The organism is Atopobiaceae bacterium, assembly GCA_022483015.1.
In the GTDB taxonomy this organism is placed as follows: domain Bacteria; phylum Actinomycetota; class Coriobacteriia; order Coriobacteriales; family Atopobiaceae; genus JALCUE01.
In genome coordinates this window covers 387585-404779 of the sequence record JAKVOB010000001.1, presented here as the reverse complement: position 1 = coordinate 404779, position 17195 = coordinate 387585, and the positions used below count along the sequence as shown (strand labels likewise).

14 protein-coding genes are annotated in these 17195 nt (G+C 65.1%); 7 read left to right on the top strand and 7 right to left on the bottom strand.

Going from position 1 to position 17195, the window contains the following annotated elements; all coding sequences use genetic code 11:
• Positions 1-77: 77 nt before the first annotated feature.
• Both LKE50_01760 and LKE50_01755 read right to left on the bottom strand, forming a co-directional pair.
• A complete protein-coding gene (locus tag LKE50_01760) occupies positions 78-524 on the bottom strand; it encodes a hypothetical protein (GenBank protein ID MCH3967357.1) in 447 nt (148 codons plus the stop codon).
• Positions 525-618: 94 nt separating this feature from the next.
• Entirely contained in the window at positions 619-1977 is a 1359-nt protein-coding gene (locus LKE50_01755; protein ID MCH3967356.1) for a site-specific integrase, read from the bottom strand.
• A 338-nt stretch (positions 1978-2315) separates the two neighbouring features.
• On the opposite strand from LKE50_01755, the gene LKE50_01750 reads away from it, so the two are divergent.
• The 7 genes from LKE50_01750 (at position 2316) to LKE50_01720 (ending at position 9021) form a co-directional block, all read left to right on the top strand.
• On the top strand, positions 2316-2666 hold the full coding sequence (locus LKE50_01750; GenBank protein MCH3967355.1) for a metalloregulator ArsR/SmtB family transcription factor: 351 nt from the start codon (positions 2316-2318) through the stop codon (positions 2664-2666).
• Between the two features lie 63 nt (positions 2667-2729).
• Positions 2730-3749, top strand: coding sequence for a permease (locus tag LKE50_01745; protein MCH3967354.1), 1020 nt, complete (start codon positions 2730-2732; stop codon positions 3747-3749).
• Between the two features lie 50 nt (positions 3750-3799).
• Positions 3800-4051 (top strand): thioredoxin family protein, encoded by a 252-nt coding sequence (locus LKE50_01740; GenBank protein MCH3967353.1) that lies wholly within the window; start codon positions 3800-3802, stop codon positions 4049-4051.
• 493 nt (positions 4052-4544) lie between these two features.
• Positions 4545-5405, top strand: a complete 861-nt coding sequence (locus LKE50_01735) for a MurR/RpiR family transcriptional regulator (GenBank protein ID MCH3967352.1) — start codon at positions 4545-4547, stop codon at positions 5403-5405.
• A gap of 25 nt (positions 5406-5430) precedes the next feature.
• On the top strand, positions 5431-6324 hold the full coding sequence (murQ, locus tag LKE50_01730) for an N-acetylmuramic acid 6-phosphate etherase (protein ID MCH3967351.1): 894 nt from the start codon (positions 5431-5433) through the stop codon (positions 6322-6324).
• Positions 6325-6361: 37 nt separating this feature from the next.
• The gene (locus tag LKE50_01725) at positions 6362-7843 is read left to right on the top strand and encodes a PTS transporter subunit EIIC (protein MCH3967350.1); all 1482 of its coding nucleotides are present in this window, start codon (positions 6362-6364) and stop codon (positions 7841-7843) included.
• A gap of 119 nt (positions 7844-7962) precedes the next feature.
• A complete protein-coding gene (locus LKE50_01720) occupies positions 7963-9021 on the top strand; it encodes a MupG family TIM beta-alpha barrel fold protein (protein ID MCH3967349.1) in 1059 nt (352 codons plus the stop codon).
• 41 nt (positions 9022-9062) lie between these two features.
• Here LKE50_01720 and LKE50_01715 read toward each other — a convergent pair whose 3' ends face one another.
• The 5 genes from LKE50_01715 to LKE50_01695 all read right to left on the bottom strand — a co-directional run bounded on the left by LKE50_01715 (position 9063) and on the right by LKE50_01695 (position 17194).
• A complete protein-coding gene (locus tag LKE50_01715; protein MCH3967348.1) occupies positions 9063-10601 on the bottom strand; it encodes a hypothetical protein in 1539 nt (512 codons plus the stop codon).
• 8 nt (positions 10602-10609) lie between these two features.
• Entirely contained in the window at positions 10610-12427 is a 1818-nt protein-coding gene (gene pknB, locus LKE50_01710) for a Stk1 family PASTA domain-containing Ser/Thr kinase (GenBank protein MCH3967347.1), read from the bottom strand.
• Between the two features lie 117 nt (positions 12428-12544).
• Positions 12545-15442, bottom strand: a complete 2898-nt coding sequence (locus tag LKE50_01705; protein MCH3967346.1) for an FtsW/RodA/SpoVE family cell cycle protein — start codon at positions 15440-15442, stop codon at positions 12545-12547.
• Position 15443: 1 nt separating this feature from the next.
• Entirely contained in the window at positions 15444-16784 is a 1341-nt protein-coding gene (locus LKE50_01700; protein MCH3967345.1) for a Stp1/IreP family PP2C-type Ser/Thr phosphatase, read from the bottom strand.
• On the bottom strand, positions 16781-17194 hold the full coding sequence (locus LKE50_01695; GenBank protein ID MCH3967344.1) for an FHA domain-containing protein: 414 nt from the start codon (positions 17192-17194) through the stop codon (positions 16781-16783). Before LKE50_01695 ends, LKE50_01700 begins: the two co-directional genes overlap by 4 nt.
• Position 17195: the final 1 nt, after the last annotated feature.

The following is a 17195-nucleotide window of genomic DNA, read 5'->3' as shown; positions in this document are numbered from 1 at the left end:
GGTGGGCGTTCCCTTGCTAATGGTGGGCACTCAGTCGATGCCATGAAAGATAGGGCCTTAGAAGCGATTCTGTGGCCTCAAATCTCATCGGGCGCATGGCAAGCGCCGTACATGTCGCACGTCGCGTTAGATAGGATCTCGGCGATATCCTGTAGGCCGGCTGCCGTTTCTGGTTGCATGGCTAACCCAGACTCGGCCATCCCGAACAACATGTTCGTTGCACCTTCGACCCGGTGCCGTGCCTCCTCGTGGGCCTTGAAGTCAACTTGCGTGGCGTCTTGCGTATCCTGCACAGGACGCTTCGGCACGTGCTGCCATCCTGCCGCGTCTATGGCCCTCGTCGTGTCGAGGAGCGACCCGGCCATCCCCTCCAGGACCATCCCGAATCCGGGATACACCCCATCAATTCCCTCGGAGACGGCAAAGACGCCTAACGTCGCTGCCGCGTCCCGGACGTGTTGGAGCTGCCGTTCGAACTCGCGCATGTCCATGCCGACCGTCGTGGTTCCTGTCGTTCCGCTCATGGTGATAACCTCTCTCTCGTGGCCCCTTGGGGCCTCTGTGGGCCATCCTCGCGCCGTCCAAGCTGAGAGGGTGGCCCTTCCTATGTCCTCGGGCCTACTCGCCCGTCGTGCCCGTCCTGAGTTGCATCACGTCTGCCTCGGTCGCAGTCGCACCTAGGATGCCGTCCATCATGTCGGCCGCCCGGCGTTTGGCGTCGTCGTCTGAGCTTGCGTAGACGTTGAGGGTTATAGAGGTGTCCTGGTGTCCCAAGAAGCTCGATACCGTCTTCACGTCAACCTTGGACGCTATCGACCTCGTAGCGAACGTGTGCCGTAGGTCATGGAAGGTGCAGACCCGGTGCTTTGACCCTACGAACGGTTCCCGGTCCTCATTTCCTGCTGCGAACCGTGCCCAGTACTCCCCGAGCGTGTGCGGAGTGAGGTATCTGCCGTCCCTGTATCCGATCACGTATAGCTCGCCGGTGAACGGTATCCCGGCAGCCATGCAATCGGCCTGCATCCTCGCCCTGCGCGACTCGAGAACGGATAACAACGTCTTCCCTATCGGGAGCTTGCGCCTGCTTGCCTTGGACTTCGGTTCCTTGAGGTAGGTCGTTCCGTTCGCGCGCCCGACGCTCTTCCTCACCTGAAGCGTTCGGCCGGTGAGGTCTACGTCCTCCCACCTGAGTCCGCACACCTCGCCCTCGCGCATCCCGGTCATGAGGGCTATCGAAGCCCCAACGGCTAGAGGTGTCGGACCCATCTTCGATAGCTCGGAGTTCAGCCTTGCCACGTCGTCCTCGCTCAAGGCGTTCGGGTCCGGCTGCTTCTTCTTCGGGCGTCCAACTCCGTCGCACGGGTTGGAGGGTATGTCTCCGAGCTTGACGGCGTGCTTGCAGGTCTCGGAGAGCAACGTGAGGGACTTCGTGACGCTGCTAGCGGATAGTGGCCCGCCATCCTTGCGACCATGGCGTGAAAGATCCTTCCTCCATCGTTCGACCTGCTTCATGGTGAGGTCCCCAAGGTGGATCCCTCCGAGCCCGTTCCTTATGTAGATGTTGCTTACCCGGTAGCTGTCCTGCGTGGTCGGAGATACCGTGCCGCTTAGCCCACGTATGAAGTCGGCCACATAGTCGGGCACCATCGCGCTCGCGTCCACGTCGTCCTGATCTGGCCATCCCCTCATTCCCTGTTCGTCCGCATCGGCAGTGAACCTAGAGACCACGCCGTCGCATCGTGTGTTGGCCTCGATGATGTCACTGCGCCAACTCTCGAGCTCCTTCTTTGCCTTCGGGCGTCCCTCGTTGGCTGCACCAGTCACCTCGGACTCGAGGAGCTTCGATATCTGGTGCTGGCGGCGTCCCCTTCCGTCCCCGTCGTCGGACTGGTAGCAGATCGTCGCGCGCCACCTCCCACGCTTGAAGGACTTCGAGGGCCTGCCGCGTTTGAGACTCCCGGAGCTGTACTCATACATCCTGGCCGCCTCCATCCTGTGCCATATCCGTGCCATACTTTTACCGCTAACATTCTAACACACACAGACACAAGGTTACATATTCTGACGTGTAACACCTGGTAGACGTATTGGAAAATCTAAGTCGTAGAAACATACAAAAGTCTGCGAAAACCAAGAGAACAAAATTCCTAAACCTGGTGTCGGCGGTTCGAATCCGCCCGAGGGCACCACGTAATACCAGGCCGTCGGCGAGAGCCGGCGGCCTTCTTCTTGGCCGGGCACGGCGGCGCAGGTGCATCGGCCCCATTCGGTGCTATCATATCGAGAAAAGTAGATATGATGTCTGGGGGTACGGCATGGGCGACAGGTACCAGCGGGACGCCGCCGTGTTCAAGGCCTTCTGCAACGAGTACCGCCTGCAGATCCTGGAGCGTCTGAGCACCGGCGAGAAGTGCGCCTGCGACCTGCAGGAGCATCTCGACATCAGCCAGTCGACCCTTTCCCACCACATGAAGGTCCTCTGCGCCTCGGGAATCGTCGTGGCGCGTCAGGAGGGGAAGTGGACCCACTACTCCATCAGCGGCGCGGGTGCGGCGCGGGCGCGTGGGCTGCTCGACGCGTTCATGGGGGCATCCCTGGATGGCGCGTGCCTGGAGGAGGGCTCCGGCCCTGATGCCCCAGACGGCCCATGTGACTGCTCAGGATAGCCCGGGACCTGGTTCTTCTCGACGGATTGCACGAATCGGACGCACCAACCGGAGCAGGTCGACATGAGAGGGGCCAAGGGGTTGTTCGACATCATCAATGACGCGCTCTTCAAGATGACCTGGTTGAAACAGCTGATTGCTGCGGCCCTCACGAGCATGGGTCTCGACACGACCTCGCAGGTTGGTGCGAGCGTGCTCTTCTTCTGCTATGACACGGTGAAGATCGCCATCCTGCTCGTGGTGGTCATCTTCGTCATCAGCTACATCCAGAGCTACTTCCCGCCCGAGCGTACCAAGAGGCTCCTCGGTCACCTCCATGGCATATGGGCGAACGTCGTGGGTGCCCTCATGGGGACCATCACGCCCTTCTGTGCCTGCTCGTCGATCCCGTTGTTCATCGGCTTCACCAAGGCCGGCCTTCCCATCGGCGTGACCTTCTCGTTCCTCATCTCGAGCCCCATGGTCGACCTTGCCTCCCTGATCCTGCTTGCGAGCGTCTTCAACTGGAGGATCGCGATCGCATATGTCGTACTCGGCCTCGTGGTGGCCGTGGTGGGTGGCACGCTCATGGACCACATGGGCCTCGAGGGGGAGATTCCCGCCTTCGCGCGCGAGGGGGTCGCGGCGAACGACGAGGAAGAGGAGACCACCCTCACCCACAAGGACCGCGTCTCCTATGCCTGGTCGCAGGTCAAGGAGGTGGTGGGGAAGGTCTGGCCTTACGTGCTCGTGGGCGTCGGCGTCGGGGCCCTCATCCACAACTGGATCCCCCAGGAGGTCATAGAGTCCGTCCTGGGCGACCAGAACCCGTTCTCGGTGGTGCTCGCCGCCCTCCTCGGCGCCCCCGTCTACGCCGACATCTTCGGCACGCTTCCCATCGCCGAGGCCCTCGTGGCCAAGGGCGTGGGCGTCGGCACGGTCGTCTCGTTCATGATGAGCGTGACGGTGCTCTCGATCCCGTCGCTGCTCATGCTCAAGAGGGTCGTGTCGGGCAAGCTCATGGGCATCTTCGTCGGCATCGTCATCGCCGGCGTGATCATATGCGGGTACGCGCTCAATGCCTTCGGGGCGTTCCTCGTGTGAGGGGATGCCTTGGGCGGGGATGACCGATTCGATACGGACGGGAGAAGAACATGGCAGCAATCAACGAGGTAACGGTGTATGGGTCGGGATGCAAGAGGTGCCAGGCGCTCCTCGACGCCAGCAAGGAGGCCGTCTCCGACATGGGGCTTGACGTCGAGGTGGGCTATGTCACTGACGTGGTGGAGGCGTCATCCAAGGGCATCATGTCCATGCCAGCCCTCGTGGTGGATGGCAGCGTCGTGTCAACCGGTCGGGTGCTTGACGCCAAGGGCGTCAGGAAGCTCCTCGAGCAGGCCGAGTAGGTCCTAGGCCACGAGCTCGTCTTCTCGGGTCCGAGGGGGTCGGCGGGCGCCTCGGCGTCCCGATGCCGCCTAGGGCCTTGTGTCCCGAAGGGCCGTCGACTTGCATCGATGGCCCTTCGCCATATGTCGTCCCCGTGCGCCATGCATAGGGTATGGCATCCCCTACCTGCGAATATCCATACGAACGGCCTGCTATTGGCTGTCAACGGCCCAGCGGGGTCCTCCATGGGTCGTGTGTGGTACTTCTTCCGGCGGCGATGGCCCCGAAAGGTAGCTTCTCCCTTCCAAGCGGTAGCGCCTAGAAGGCTCCTTCTGTCGCGCTGTGGCATAAAATTTCATAATCTAGTGGAGTCTCTGAGCAAAATGTATCTTGTGTCCCAAGGCGCGCCCCGCATAGGTCACATGGAAGGCCATGCATTCCAGCATCCTGCAGGAGACCAGTGAAGCGATGAGACGACGCCGTCCCCGGGGGCGGCTGCGAGAGAGGTACGAGATGGAGACGATCGACATCATGCTCCGCATCGAGGAGATGCGTCCGACGGCCAGCGAGGCCCAGTCGAACATCGTCGAGTACGTGCTCGCCCATCCTGACGAGGCTGCCGGGAAGAGCATCCACGAGCTTGCGGAAGCCACGTTCACCTCGCCGTCGACCATCGTGCGCTTCTGCCGCGAGCTGGGGTGCGCGGGCTACAAGGACTTCCAACGCAGCCTCATCTACGTGCTGGCAGTGAACCAGAGGAGCAAGGACACCGCCTTCAGCGAGATCAAGCCCAGCGACACGACCGATGAGATCATGCGCAAGGTGACACGCAAGAACGTCACCTCGCTCGAGAACACCGGTCAGCTCCTGAGCCCCACGGCCATCGACCGGGTGGTCGACATGATAGGCGGCTGCCGCACCGTGAACCTCTTCGGTGTGGGGGCGTCCCTGCTGGTGGCCAAGGACTTCCAGCTCAAGCTCCTTCGCGTGAGCCGACCCTGCAACCTGTGTGACGACTGGAACAGCCAGCTGCTCTATGCCAAGAACATGGTGCCTGACGACCTGGCCGTCGTGATCAGCTACTCGGGCCTCACGAAGGAGATGGTGTGCTGTGCCAAGGTCGCTCGCGGACGTGGGGCCAAGGTGGTCGCCATCACGAGAGGGGGCTTCTCGTCGCCGCTCGTGGCCGAGTCGGACATCGTGCTCGACGTGGCAGCCACGGAGCTCCTGGTGAGAAGCGGCGCGAGCTCGTCGCGCATCTCTCAGCTCAACGTGGTCGACATCCTGTACGCGACCTACGTCAGCCGAAACTATGAGGCCTGCACCAAGGGCTTCATGCGGAATTACATCAACAAGGAGAAGGGGGAGTACTGAAGTGAAGACGACGAATGAGCAACCGGTGGTGGACCTCTCCCACCTCACCACCGAGGAGAGGAACCCGGACACGTCCCATCTGGACGAGATGAGCCCGCTCGAGGTCGCCCGCGCCATGAACCGAGAGGACGAGAAGGTCGTGGCGGCCGTCCGTGAGGTGATACCTCAGGTGGCACAGGCCATCGAATGGGCGACCTCCAGCCTCTCCGATGGTGGCAGGATCATCTACTTCGGTGCGGGGACGTCGGGACGTCTCGGCGTGCTCGACGCGGTGGAGTGCCCACCCACCTTCGGGGTCTCTCCCGATGTCGTGGTGGGCATGATCGCCGGCGGCGACTCCGCCTTCGTCCGCGCTGCCGAGGGCGCCGAGGACAGCGACACCCTCTGTGCAGAGGAGATGGCCGGAATCGACCTGGCTCCGCACGACCTCGCCATCGGCGTCGCCGCAAGCGGACGGACCCCCTACGTTCTGGGCGGCCTGGCCTATGCGAGGCGGGTGGGGTGCAGGACCGTGGCGCTCTCCTGCAACAGGGACTCCGAGATAGGGAAGGTCGCCGACCTTGCGATAGAGCCGGTCACCGGTCCCGAGGTCCTCACGGGCTCCACGCGTCTCAAGGCGGGCACGGCACAGAAGATGGTCCTCAACATGATCTCGACCGGTGCCATGGTCGGCATCGGCAAGGTCTACCAGAACCTCATGGTCGACGTGCAGCAGACCAACGAGAAGCTCGTGTCGCGTGCCCTCAACATCACGATGGATGCCTGTGGGTGCTCGCGAGAGGAGGCCTCCTCGGCCCTCTCGTCAGCCGACGGCGACGTCAAGTGCGCCATCGTCATGATCCTTGCGGGGGTCGACGTCTGCGAGGCACGCGCTCGTCTCGAGGTTGCATCGGGTCATATCAGGAGGGCCATCGGCTAGGCCGGGTCCAGGCACATCAGAAGGAAAGGAAGACATCATGGACTATGCAAAGGTCGCGGCCGATGTTGCCGAGCATGTCGGGGGTGTGCCGAACGTCCTCGGAAATGCCGCCTGCATGACGCGCCTGCGTCTCAAGGTGGCAGATGCGACGAAGGTCGACCTCGAGGGGCTCAAGGCCATCGAGGGGGTGCTCTCCGTCGTGAGCGACGGCGATCGGCTCGAGGTCGTCTTCGGGCCAGGCGTGGTCAACAAGGTGCTCGCCGAGTTCGTGAAGCTCACCCATATCCATGCCGGCGACCAGGAGGTGAGCGTGGGAGAGGCCGCGGCCGAGAACAAGGCGGCCCAGAAGGCCAAGCACGACAAGCCCGTACAGCGCTTCCTCAAGCGCATCGGAAACATCTTCGTGCCGCTGCTCCCCGGCATCATCTCTGCTGGCCTCATCAACGGCATCACCAACGTCATCAACGTCTCGACGGGCAATGCCCTCGCAGGCGAGTGGTGGTACGCCTGCATCAGCACGATGGGCTGGGCGCTCTTCCTCTATCTGCCGATTCTCGTAGGCATCAACGCATGCAAGGAGTGGGGAGGCTCGGGCGTCCTGGGTGCCATGGCCGGCGCCCTGTCCATCTCCAACACGGCCATGCCGCTGCTCAAGAAGGCCGCTGACGGTGCCTCGTCGCTCGTGTCGCTGCCCTTCGCGATGCCCACGCCGGCCTTCTCGCAGACGACGGGTACGATCGCCATCACCTACTCGACCACCTACAACCCTGCGGCCGGCGGCCTGCTCGCGGCGCTCATCTGCGGCATCTTCTTCGCGGTCCTCGAGCGTTGGTTCCACAAGGTCGTGCCCAACATCCTCGATACGTTCCTGACGCCGCTGCTCACGGTCTGCATCGGCAGCATCGTGGCCGTCATCGTGCTCCAGCCGATCGGCGCCTTCCTCACCCAGGGCATCTTCTTCGCGCTGCAGTTCGTCTATAGCTCGTTCGGTGCCGTGGGTGGCTACATCCTGTCCGCCTCCTTCCTGCCGCTCGTGTCGGTCGGGCTGCACCAGGCGCTCACGCCGATCCATGCCATGCTCAACGACCCGAACGGGCCCACGGCTGGCGTCAACTACCTGCTGCCCATCCTCATGATGGCGGGCGGCGGCCAGGTGGGTGCAGGCTTCGCCCTCTATCTCAAGACCAAGAACCAGAAGGCCCGGAAGTACATCCGCGAGTCGCTGCCCGTGGGTATCCTCGGCATCGGCGAGCCCCTCATGTATGCCGTGACCCTGCCTCTCGGCAAGCCCTTCGTGACCGCCTGCCTGGGTGCCGGCTTCGGAGGCGTGCTTGCGTGGCTGTTCCACCTCGGGACCGTGAGCCAAGGTGTGTCTGGTCTCTTCGGCCTGCTCATCGTGGTGCCAGGCACCCAGTGGCTCTATGTCATCGCGATGCTCGTCGCCTATGCCGCCGGCTTCGTGCTCACCTGGTTCTTCGGCGTGGACGAGAAGCGCATCAACGACGTCTACGGGGAGTAGTGGCACCGGGTCGTCTCTTGGGGAGGTGCTATGTGGCCATGGCACCTCCCCTCTGTGCTCGTGACGGGGTATGGTCTCGGATGTGGTCGCTTGGGCGGCCGGGAGGGTCAGGTGGTCATATGAGGACGGGAATCTCCTTGTACCTGTCGACGGGTGCCGACGACAATGCCGCGATTGTGTCGAGGGCGGTCAGCGTGGGTGCCAGCCTTGCCTTCACGTCGCTGCAGATTCCCGAGGAGGAGGGCATCGACCACGCTCGTGAGGTGCATCAGCTGCTGGGGCTCTGCCATGAGGCCGGGCTCCCGCTCGTGGCCGACGTCTCCCCCAAGACGCTGGCCCTTCTCGGGTGCGACACGATGCATGACCTGATCGGCCTCGGGGTCGACCACATACGGCTTGACTACGGCTTCACCCCTGCCCAGGTCGTCGAGCTGTCGCAGGACTTCCGCGTGGTCTTCAACGCGTCCACGATCACGCGCGACGTCGTGCGCTCGTGGAGGTCCGCAGGTGCGGACCTCGCCCGCTTCGATGCCTGCCATAACTTCTATCCCAAGCCGCTCACGGGCCTTGCCCTCCCGGCGGTGGCCCGGACCAACCGATGGCTCGCGGACCTCGGGCTCACCACGATGGCCTTCGTGCCGGGTGACGGGACCTTGCGCGGCCCCTTGCATGAGGGCCTGCCCACGGTCGAGGCGCATCGTGGCGCCACGGGCGACGCGATCGCGCTGGCCGCATTGGAGCTCGCCGACGCCGACACCGATGTCGTGCTGGTCGGTGATCCTGACCTGGCGGGGGAGACATGGAACCGCATGGCACAGCTGTCAGCCGACGAGCTGGTGCTTCGGGCGAGTGTGGACGCCGGTTGGGAGGATGCCGTGGCCGGCCTCCACCATGACAGGCCCGACTCGTCCGAGTACGTGATTCGCTCACAGGAGTCTCGGGGCTATGCCGCCGCGGGCGGGCATGCCTACGAGGCACTCCCGCCCAGTCCCCGTCCCTTCGGCAGCATCTCGGTCGGCAACGTCGGATACGCGCGGTATGCGGGCGAGCTCGAGATAGCCCGACGCGACCTTGCCTGCGAGCCCAGGGTGAACGTCATCGGTCAGGTGATAGGGGAGGACCTACCGTTCCTCGAGCACGTGCGTGCCGGTAGGGGCTTCCGCATCCTGCCGGTATAGGGTGCTCGGCGCCTGACGAGGACCTGGACGGACCCTTGTCGCTACGGCCGCACGTAGACCGTGTAGCCCGAGTCGCCCGACGTCCCGAACTGGAAGTACGTGTGGGCTTCGAACTCGTGGGCTACGTAGCCATGCGCCACGAGCCAGTCCGTGAGGTCAGCCCATGACCCGGCCGTGTCGTGGTCCACCACGACGGCGGCTGGGTCGCTCTGCTCGATCTGTCCCATCGACCAGCTGCCGTTCGAGGTGGACCAGAGGAAGCCCGAGCGTCCACCAAGGTTGGCCAGGAGCGCCCCGTCGAAGTAGGGCTCCACGTCCACGGCGTTGTACCACAACCCGCATACCGTCTGGTCCGCGAGGCCCTCGTCCTGGAGGAACGCGGCCACATCGGAACCGGCTGCATAGCGGCTGCCGATGTCGTAGATGCCCGCGCAACCGGTCGCGACGACGGCGAGCGAGAGGAGCGCTGCGCAGGTCACGGTTCCCGTGCGCCTCAGCAGCGGGGCATCCGCTCGTACGAGGGCGTCCGAGCGCTCGTCGTCCGTCCTGGAGCCGAATGGCGGGAACAGCAGGAGGCCGGCTGCGATGGCATAGAACAGCACCGCCAGGTGCCAAGGCTTGCAGACCACGAGTCCCAGGAAGGCAAGGAGCGGCAGCACGCACACGGCGAACCTGATGCCGTTCGTGCGTCTGCCGCGTGCGTAGCAGACGCAGGCCAGCCCTATGAGCAGGGCCCCGCCCATCCGTGCCGCGCTTACGTCGCCGAGAAGCACCACGCAGGCCCCGAACACCCATGAGAGCATGGAGCCGAGCCCGTTCGCGACGTCGTCGGTCACACCGGCGGCGGTGATGGCGTCGGACGGCGTGTGCACGAGGACGACGATTCCCAGGTAGCAGCAGGCAACGATCGCCAGGGGCGCAAGCTGTCCTATGGCGTGGCGCGGGGCGTCCTTCTCGCCAGTCTCCTTGCGGGTGCGACGCGACGACAGGAGCGTCTCGGTCCCCCAGATGAGCCAGAGCGAGCCGGACACGATCATCGACTGCGCGCACGCGAGCGCCAGCGCGACGAGGGTCGCGGCCAGGCGCCAGGGATGTCTCCCGCGGGAGGACCAGAATGCGACGACGAGCATCAGCAGCGGATAGACCAGGGAGTAGCTCCGGGCGATGACGCCGCCCTGATAGAGCACGAAGTACGAGAAGGGCAGCAGCAGCTTGGTCCACCGGGGCGCCTCGACGCGATAGAGCAGGAGCCAGGTGCCCCATGTCACGGCGGCGCATGGTACCAGGAACAGCGCTCTATATGGAAGGCCTAGCGTGATGAGGAACTTCAGCAGGCAGTGCCAGCCCGGTGGCGTCCCCTCGTACCGTATGTTCGCGAGGAGGCTGGCCCACGACTGGTCACGTGCGAGGAGCCATGCCTGGGCCTCGTCCGCCCACGGCTCATGGAAGGCACCCATCGCCAGACAGGCGGCCACCGAGGCCACGAGGACGCAGGCGCGCCAGTCAAGGGAACGACCCAGCTCCTGCAGCCTGTGGGTCGCAGAGGAGCTGGGTCGTCGTGTGTCGGGCACGTCCTGCATGCTCGGGACTAGTTGCTCGTCGTCGCAGCGCTCGTGGCAGCCGAGGTCGTGGCAGCCGAGGTGGTGGCAGCCGAGGTGGTGGTGGGGGAGGTGACCGACGTCGGCGAGGGCGCGGGCTTGGAGCCCTTCGAGACCGTGATGGTCACGGTCGCACCCTTCGAGGCCGAGGAGCCCGACGAGGGGCTCTGCGACATGACGGTACCCGAGTCATAGCTGTCGCTGTAGTCGGTCTCGACGTCCACGGTGAAGCCCGAGTTCTGGAGCGTCGAGGTGGCCGAGCTCTGGCTCTTGCCCACCACGCTCGGGACGCTCACTGACTCGACGCCCTTCGAGAGGTGGTAGGTGATGGTGTCCCCAGCCTTCGCCGTCTGGTTGGCGGCCTGGTCCTGGGTGGCCACGTGGCCGGACTCGATCGTGTCGGAGAAGACCGAGTCACCAGCCTGGCCCTTGAGGCCGAGCTTCGTGAGGGCGGCCTCCGCCTCGGACGGCGTCATGTTGCTGAGGTCGGGGACCGTCACGTCTGCCGCGGGCTCGGGGCCCTTGGATATCACGAGGTTGATCTTGGTGCCCTTGGTCGCGGTCTTGCCGGAGTCGGGGTCCTGGTCGATCACCTTGCCGGAGTCGACGGTGGAGGAGTACTCCTCCTTGACCGTGCCCTCCGTGAAGAAGTCGGTGCTCTCGATCTGGCTGATGGCACTGTCCTTGGTGAGGCCAAGCAGGTTGGGGACCGTCTCGGTGGCCGAGCTCTGGTTGAGCAGCGCATAGGCCGCGGCAGCGATCGCCGCGACGGCCAGGATGGCGCAGACCACACCGATGATGACGTGCTTCTTGTGCTTCTTCTTGGCCTCGGCGGCCTCCTCCGTGGCAGAGCGGCCTGTGGAGCCAGTGCTGCTCGTGGAGATCGGCGAGCCGGCCCTCGGCATGGCGCTCGTCGAGCCTGCGGAGTTGCGGTTGAGCTGCGAGGTGGGCGTGGCCGAGAGCATCGAGGTGGCCTCGCCCAGGCTCACCATGCGGCCGGAGAGGTAGTCGGTGAGGGCATGGCGTAGCTCGTCGGCCGTCTGGAAGCGGTCGGCGGGGTTCTTCTGCATGCACTTCAGGATGATGCTCTCGAGCGCGGCGTCGACGTTGGGGTTGATCTGGCTGGGGGGAACGGGCTGCTCGTTGACCTGCTTCAGGGCCACGGCGATGGCATCGTCGCCATCGAAGGGGACGCGTCCCGTGGCGGCCTCGTACATCACGATGCCAAGGGAGTAGAGGTCCGAAGTGGGGCCGAGCTCCTTGCCCTGCGTCTGCTCGGGGCTCACGTAGTGGGCCGTGCCCAGCACCGAGTTGTCGGCCGTGAGGTGCGAGTTCTTTGCGCGGGCGATGCCGAAGTCCATCACCTTGATGTTGCCATCCGGCTGCACCATGATGTTCTGCGGCTTGATGTCGCGGTGGATGATGTCATGGCGGTGGGCCACGGCGAGCGCCTGGCAGATCTGGCTGCCGATCTGCGCGACCTTCTTGCAGTCGAGGGCCCCGTGCTTGCGGATGCCGCTCTTGAGGTCGGTGCCACGGAGGTACTCCATGATGATGTAGTACGTCTCGCCGTCCTTGCCCCAGTCGTAGACGCCCACGATGTACGGGCTCTGGAGCGCGGCGGCAGCCTGTGCCTCCTGCTTGAAGCGGGCCGCGAACGACGGGTCCGCCGCGTACTGCGGCAGCATCGTCTTGATGGCGACGGTCCGCCCGAGCACGTTGTCGAGGCCGCGATAGACGGTGGCCATGCCACCGATGCCGACCTTGTCTTGGACGGTGTAGCGTCCGCCGAGTACCCTACCTGCCATGTCGTGCTCCCATCTCGCCGAGCGAAGGCGCTGCGTCCTTAACTGTACCTGGTAGTCGTGCCGGTCTGCATCGAGGCGGGGTCTCCTCCACCTGCGCTGCGCATGTGTCCCTGTGTGTCATGACGTCGTCGACCCCTTCGACTGGATGCTCAGGGACTGCGAGAGGACCTGTCCCGCAAGCTGGGCTGCGAGGCCCTCGATGTTCTCGCTGTTGGAACCCTCGACGCATATCGAGATCGCGAGGGTGGGTGAGTCATAGGGCGCGAAGCCGATGAAGAGCGAGTTCATGTTCCCGTTCGACACCTGTGCCGTGCCGGTCTTGCCGGCGACCTTCACACCCGAGACCTGTGCGGCCGTCCCGGTGCCCGACTGCACGACGCCGAGCATGGCCTCCTTGACCGAGGCGGCGGTCGAGCTGGAGCACGCCTGGCCGAGCGAGCGGGACGAGGTGGTCTGGGTGGTCGCTCCCGAGGCGGAGAGCACGTGGTCCACCACGTAGGGGTCCATCACGGTCCCACCGTTCGCGATGGCGGCAGCCACCACGGCGTTCTGCATGACGGTGGTCTGTGGGCCCGCGGCACTCTTGTGCTCGCCCACGGGCTGCCCGCAGCCTGCCCAGGCGGTCTCCCACTCGGTCATCTCGCTGGCGGTCGGCATGAGTGACGAGAGGCACGAGAAGTCCTGCCCGAGGCTCGTGCCATACCCGAAGGCCTTCGCGTAGCTCACGAGCTTGTCGGAGCCGAGCTTGTCGGCGAGCTGGCCAAAGGCCGTGTTGGATGAGACGGCGAGGGCCTCGGAGAGGCTGATGGTGCCGTAGTCCTTGTTGTGGTCGTTGGTGACGGCCGCATTGCCTATGTCCATGCTCGCAGGTGCCGAGTAGGTGCTGTCGAGGCTCGCGAGCCCCGAGTCGAGGGCGCCCGCGAGGGTTACCACCTTGAAGGTCGAGCCAGGGGCATAGAGCGTCTGTGTGGCGCGGTTCACGAGCTCGCCGGCGCTCGAGTCGCTCGAGATGATGGTCGAGATGTCGTCATAGGAGTACGTGGGCGATGACGCCTCGGCAAGGACCGCCCCTGTCTTGGGGTCGAGGACCACGATCGAGCCCGTATACCCCTCCAACGCCTGTTCGGCGGCCTGCTGTATCCCCGAGTTGATGGTCAGCACCACCGACGACCCAGGCTGGTCGATGCCGGCGAGCGAGTAGAGCGCTCCCTGCCAGCTCGAGTAGTCCGCATGGCCCGTGAGGGTGTCGTTCATGCTGGCCTCGATGCCGGTGGCACCATACTGGGTCGAGACGTAGCCGACCACATGGGCTGCGAGCGAGCCCTCGGGATAGGTGCGGATATAGGTCCCGTCCGCCTGGGCGACCGATTCGGCAAGCGTGACGCCATCAGACGTCAGGATGGCACCGCGTTGGACGTAGGAGCTCTTGGCGATGGTGTGGTTGTTGTTGGGCATGTCCTGGTAGTCCTGGGCCTTCACCACCTGGATGTAGGTCAGGTTCGCGATGAGGGCCGCGAAGAGGAGCGCGAAGAAGGTCACGAGGATGGTCAGGCGGTGTCCGAGGGCGACGCGCCCGAGCACGCCCGACTCTGCCGTCCTCATGCCGAAATGGCCTCGCACGTGGGCGCCATGGGCCACGGGAACCATGCGCGACCCATCGGCGGAGGGTGCCATCGCCGAGGCGTCCGAGCCGGCGGCTGGGCTTGTGGCCGCGATGCCGGTGCCGCTGATCACGGCGGAGCGGCCCGTCCCCTGGTCACCAGCGCGGAGCAGCAATCCCACGATGATGAAGCTCGAGAGCAGGGAGCTGCCGCCCTGGCTCATGAAGGGGAGGGTCACGCCCGTGAGGGGGAGGAGCCTCGTGACGCCGGCCACGATGAGGAACGCCTGGAACGAGAGGGACGTGGTGAGGCCCACGGCCGTGAAGGCGGCCATGTCCGACTTGGCCCGGGCGGCCGTGGTGAGGCCGCGCACCGTGAGGAGCATATAGAGGATGAGGACCGCCGAGGCACCCAGCAGACCCATCTCCTCGCCGATGGCAGAGAAGATGAAGTCGGACTCGACCACGGGGATGAGCTCGCACATGCCCTTGCCGATGCCCGTCCCCACAAGGCCGCCGTCGGCAAGCGAGAAGAGCGACTGCACGATCTGCAGCCCCGACCCCGAGGCATCCTCGAACGGGTCGAGCCAGATCTGCACACGGACGCGTACGTGATTGAAGAAGTGGTAGCACAGGACGCCGCCTATGGCGAGCAGCACGAGGCTCACCAGGACGTAGCTCACGCGTCCCGTGGCCACATAGAGCATGACCACGAAGATCGTGAAGAACAGCAGCGCGCTGCCGAGGTCGCGCTCGAAGACGACGACGAGCAGGCTCATCCCCCACATGACGAACATCGGGGCGAGCATGCGCAGCCTCGGGAACGAGAAGGGCCCGATGGTGCGCGTGGACGCCGAGAGGAGCTCGCGGTTGTCCGCGAGGTAGCTCGCCAGGAACAGGACGATGAGGATCTTCGCGATCTCGCCGGGCTGGAACGAGAAGCCGCCGAAGGTTATCCAGAGCTTGCTGCCACCCTGCTCGGTTCCGATGACCATGGGGAGGAGCAGGAGCGCCACGCCCGCGATGCCGATCGTGTACTTGTAGCGGGCCAGGTCGTCGAGGTTACGTACGACGGCCAGCACGGCGATCATGGCCGCGACTCCCACGAAGAGCCAGAGCACCTGCCCCATGGCAAGGTCGGGCGCCAGGCGGGTCACGAAGGTGATGCCTATGCCCGAGAGGACGAACACGATGGGGAGGATGGCTGGGTCGGCCCCCGGTGCGAGGAAGCGGATGGCCACATGGGCGGCCGCGAAGGCGACGATGAGCCCTATGGGGACCGCAAGCGTGGTGGCCGAGAGCTCGGCTCCCGTGTTGATGACGTACATCGCATAGATCAGGAGTACGGGGATGGAGCCTGCTATGAGCAGGAGCATCTCCGTGTTGCGCCTGGTGCCGGCAGAGACTCGTGCCATGTCACTCGCCCCCTGCCTGCTGCTGCGTGGCGGCGGCTTCGGTACTCGTTGCCGCGGTCGAGGCATCGGTGGTCACGGCAGCGTCCGTCGTGGCACCTTCCTTGGCGTCGTCTGCCGTGGCGACGGCCTTGGTCTTGTCGGTGTCGATCTGGTCGCGATATGACTCGACGGTGGAGCGGGCGACGTCATCGGATGCGACCACGATGCCGGTGGAGAGCTGCTTCTGCGTGGTGGAGGGCAGGTCTGAGACCTGGATGGACGTGGTCTCGGCGAGGCTCGAGAGCTTGATGCCCAGCACCTCCGAGTTGACTCCCTGGTAGATGGCCACGGTGCCATAGTTGTTTCCCACATACCAGGAGTTGCTCACGAAGGCCGAGACCGCGACGAGCGCCACGGCGCAGGCGGCGACGAGCGCGGCTATGAAGCCGATGATGCCGTGGAGGCGCTTCTTGCGTCGTTCCTCCGAGCTCCCGTCATCGACGACGTCCACCACCACGACGGTGATGTTGTCGTGCCCGCCCGCCTCGAGGGCGGCGGCCACGAGGGCGTCGACGCACTCCTGCGGGAGGGCCTGCGTGACGCAGGTCTCCTCGATGAGGGCATCGGGCACCATGGAGGACAGGCCGTCCGAGCAGATGATGATGCGGTCCCCATGCTCGACGTCGAGCGTGAAGTGGTCGGCATACATGTCGGGATCGCTTCCGAGCGCGCGCGTGATGATCGAGCGGGACGGATGGATGCGGGCCTCGTCAGCGGTGATCTCGCCGGAGTCGACGAGCTCCTCGACGAAGGAGTGGTCGTGCGTCACGCGCACGAGGGTCCCGGCATGGAGCAGATAGACGCGGGAGTCGCCCACATGGGCGATGGCCATCTTGCGGCCCTCGACGAGCACGGCTGTCGCGGTGCATCCCATGCCCGGCTTGCCGCGACCGTCCTCTGCCCCCTTGATGACCTCCTCGTTGGCTGCCTCGACGGCCGCCCCTAGGAGGGCGTCGTCGGCGCTCGAGGGTGCCTGCGCGGCGATGACGCCCACGGCGATGGAGCTCGCCACCTCTCCGGCGGCATGGCCCCCCATGCCGTCGCAGACGCAGAAGAGTGGGCATCGTACGAGGAAGGAGTCCTCGTTGTGCTCGCGTACGAGGCCCACGTCGGTGCGAGCGCCCCACGAGAGGTCCGTGGTGTTGCCTGAGTCGACGTTGGCGCCCATCCTGCTCGAGACGTCGAGCGCGGGCTCGCGAAGGGGCTGCATGGGGCCCGTCGCCTGGGGGTCGGTGCCGGTCTGCGGCAGGGGGCCTGTCGCCTGGGGGTCGGTGCCGGGATATTGCGAGGGGGTGTCACTCATCGGCGGCTCACCCGCATGACGGCATCTCCCACCTGCACCTCATCCGCATCGCGCAAGGTGATCGGCTCGGTGACGAGGTGACCGTTCACGAGGGTCCCGTTGGTGGAGTTGAGGTCCTCGATGACGAGCGCGGGGCCCTGGAGCGTGAAGCGGGCGTGCGTGGCCGAGACGAACGGCTCGTCGATGACGATGTCAGAGGAGGGCGAGCGTCCCACCAGGACGGGCCCGAGGATGTCGACATGCAGGCCACGAAGGCCCCGGGGCCCCTTGTCGAGGTCGACGCACCAGATGGCGGCATCCTTGCGCTGGCCCCTCACGAGACCGATGCCGGTCTTCATGACTGCGAAGAGGAAGGCGTAGAGCAGGACGACAAGAACGATTCGACCTACGAAGAGAACGAGGTCGATCATC

What these genes read in the sequence shown, in the direction of transcription:
- LKE50_01725 (MCH3967350.1), top strand. Translation starts at nt 6,362, where the DNA reads ATGGACTATGCAAAGGTCGCGGCCGATGTTGCCGAGCATGTCGGGGGT.
- pknB (MCH3967347.1), bottom strand. Translation starts at nt 12,427, where the DNA reads ATGGCAGGTAGGGTACTCGGCGGACGCTACACCGTCCAAGACAAGGTC.
- LKE50_01695 (MCH3967344.1), bottom strand. Translation starts at nt 17,194, where the DNA reads ATGATCGACCTCGTTCTCTTCGTAGGTCGAATCGTTCTTGTCGTCCTG.
- LKE50_01720 (MCH3967349.1), top strand. Translation starts at nt 7,963, where the DNA reads ATGAGGACGGGAATCTCCTTGTACCTGTCGACGGGTGCCGACGACAAT.
- LKE50_01735 (MCH3967352.1), top strand. Translation starts at nt 4,545, where the DNA reads ATGGAGACGATCGACATCATGCTCCGCATCGAGGAGATGCGTCCGACG.
- LKE50_01705 (MCH3967346.1), bottom strand. Translation starts at nt 15,442, where the DNA reads ATGGCACGAGTCTCTGCCGGCACCAGGCGCAACACGGAGATGCTCCTG.
- LKE50_01755 (MCH3967356.1), bottom strand. Translation starts at nt 1,977, where the DNA reads ATGTATGAGTACAGCTCCGGGAGTCTCAAACGCGGCAGGCCCTCGAAG.
- LKE50_01715 (MCH3967348.1), bottom strand. Translation starts at nt 10,601, where the DNA reads ATGCAGGACGTGCCCGACACACGACGACCCAGCTCCTCTGCGACCCAC.
- LKE50_01760 (MCH3967357.1), bottom strand. Translation starts at nt 524, where the DNA reads ATGAGCGGAACGACAGGAACCACGACGGTCGGCATGGACATGCGCGAG.
- LKE50_01750 (MCH3967355.1), top strand. Translation starts at nt 2,316, where the DNA reads ATGGGCGACAGGTACCAGCGGGACGCCGCCGTGTTCAAGGCCTTCTGC.
- LKE50_01740 (MCH3967353.1), top strand. Translation starts at nt 3,800, where the DNA reads ATGGCAGCAATCAACGAGGTAACGGTGTATGGGTCGGGATGCAAGAGG.
- LKE50_01700 (MCH3967345.1), bottom strand. Translation starts at nt 16,784, where the DNA reads ATGAGTGACACCCCCTCGCAATATCCCGGCACCGACCCCCAGGCGACA.
- LKE50_01745 (MCH3967354.1), top strand. Translation starts at nt 2,730, where the DNA reads ATGAGAGGGGCCAAGGGGTTGTTCGACATCATCAATGACGCGCTCTTC.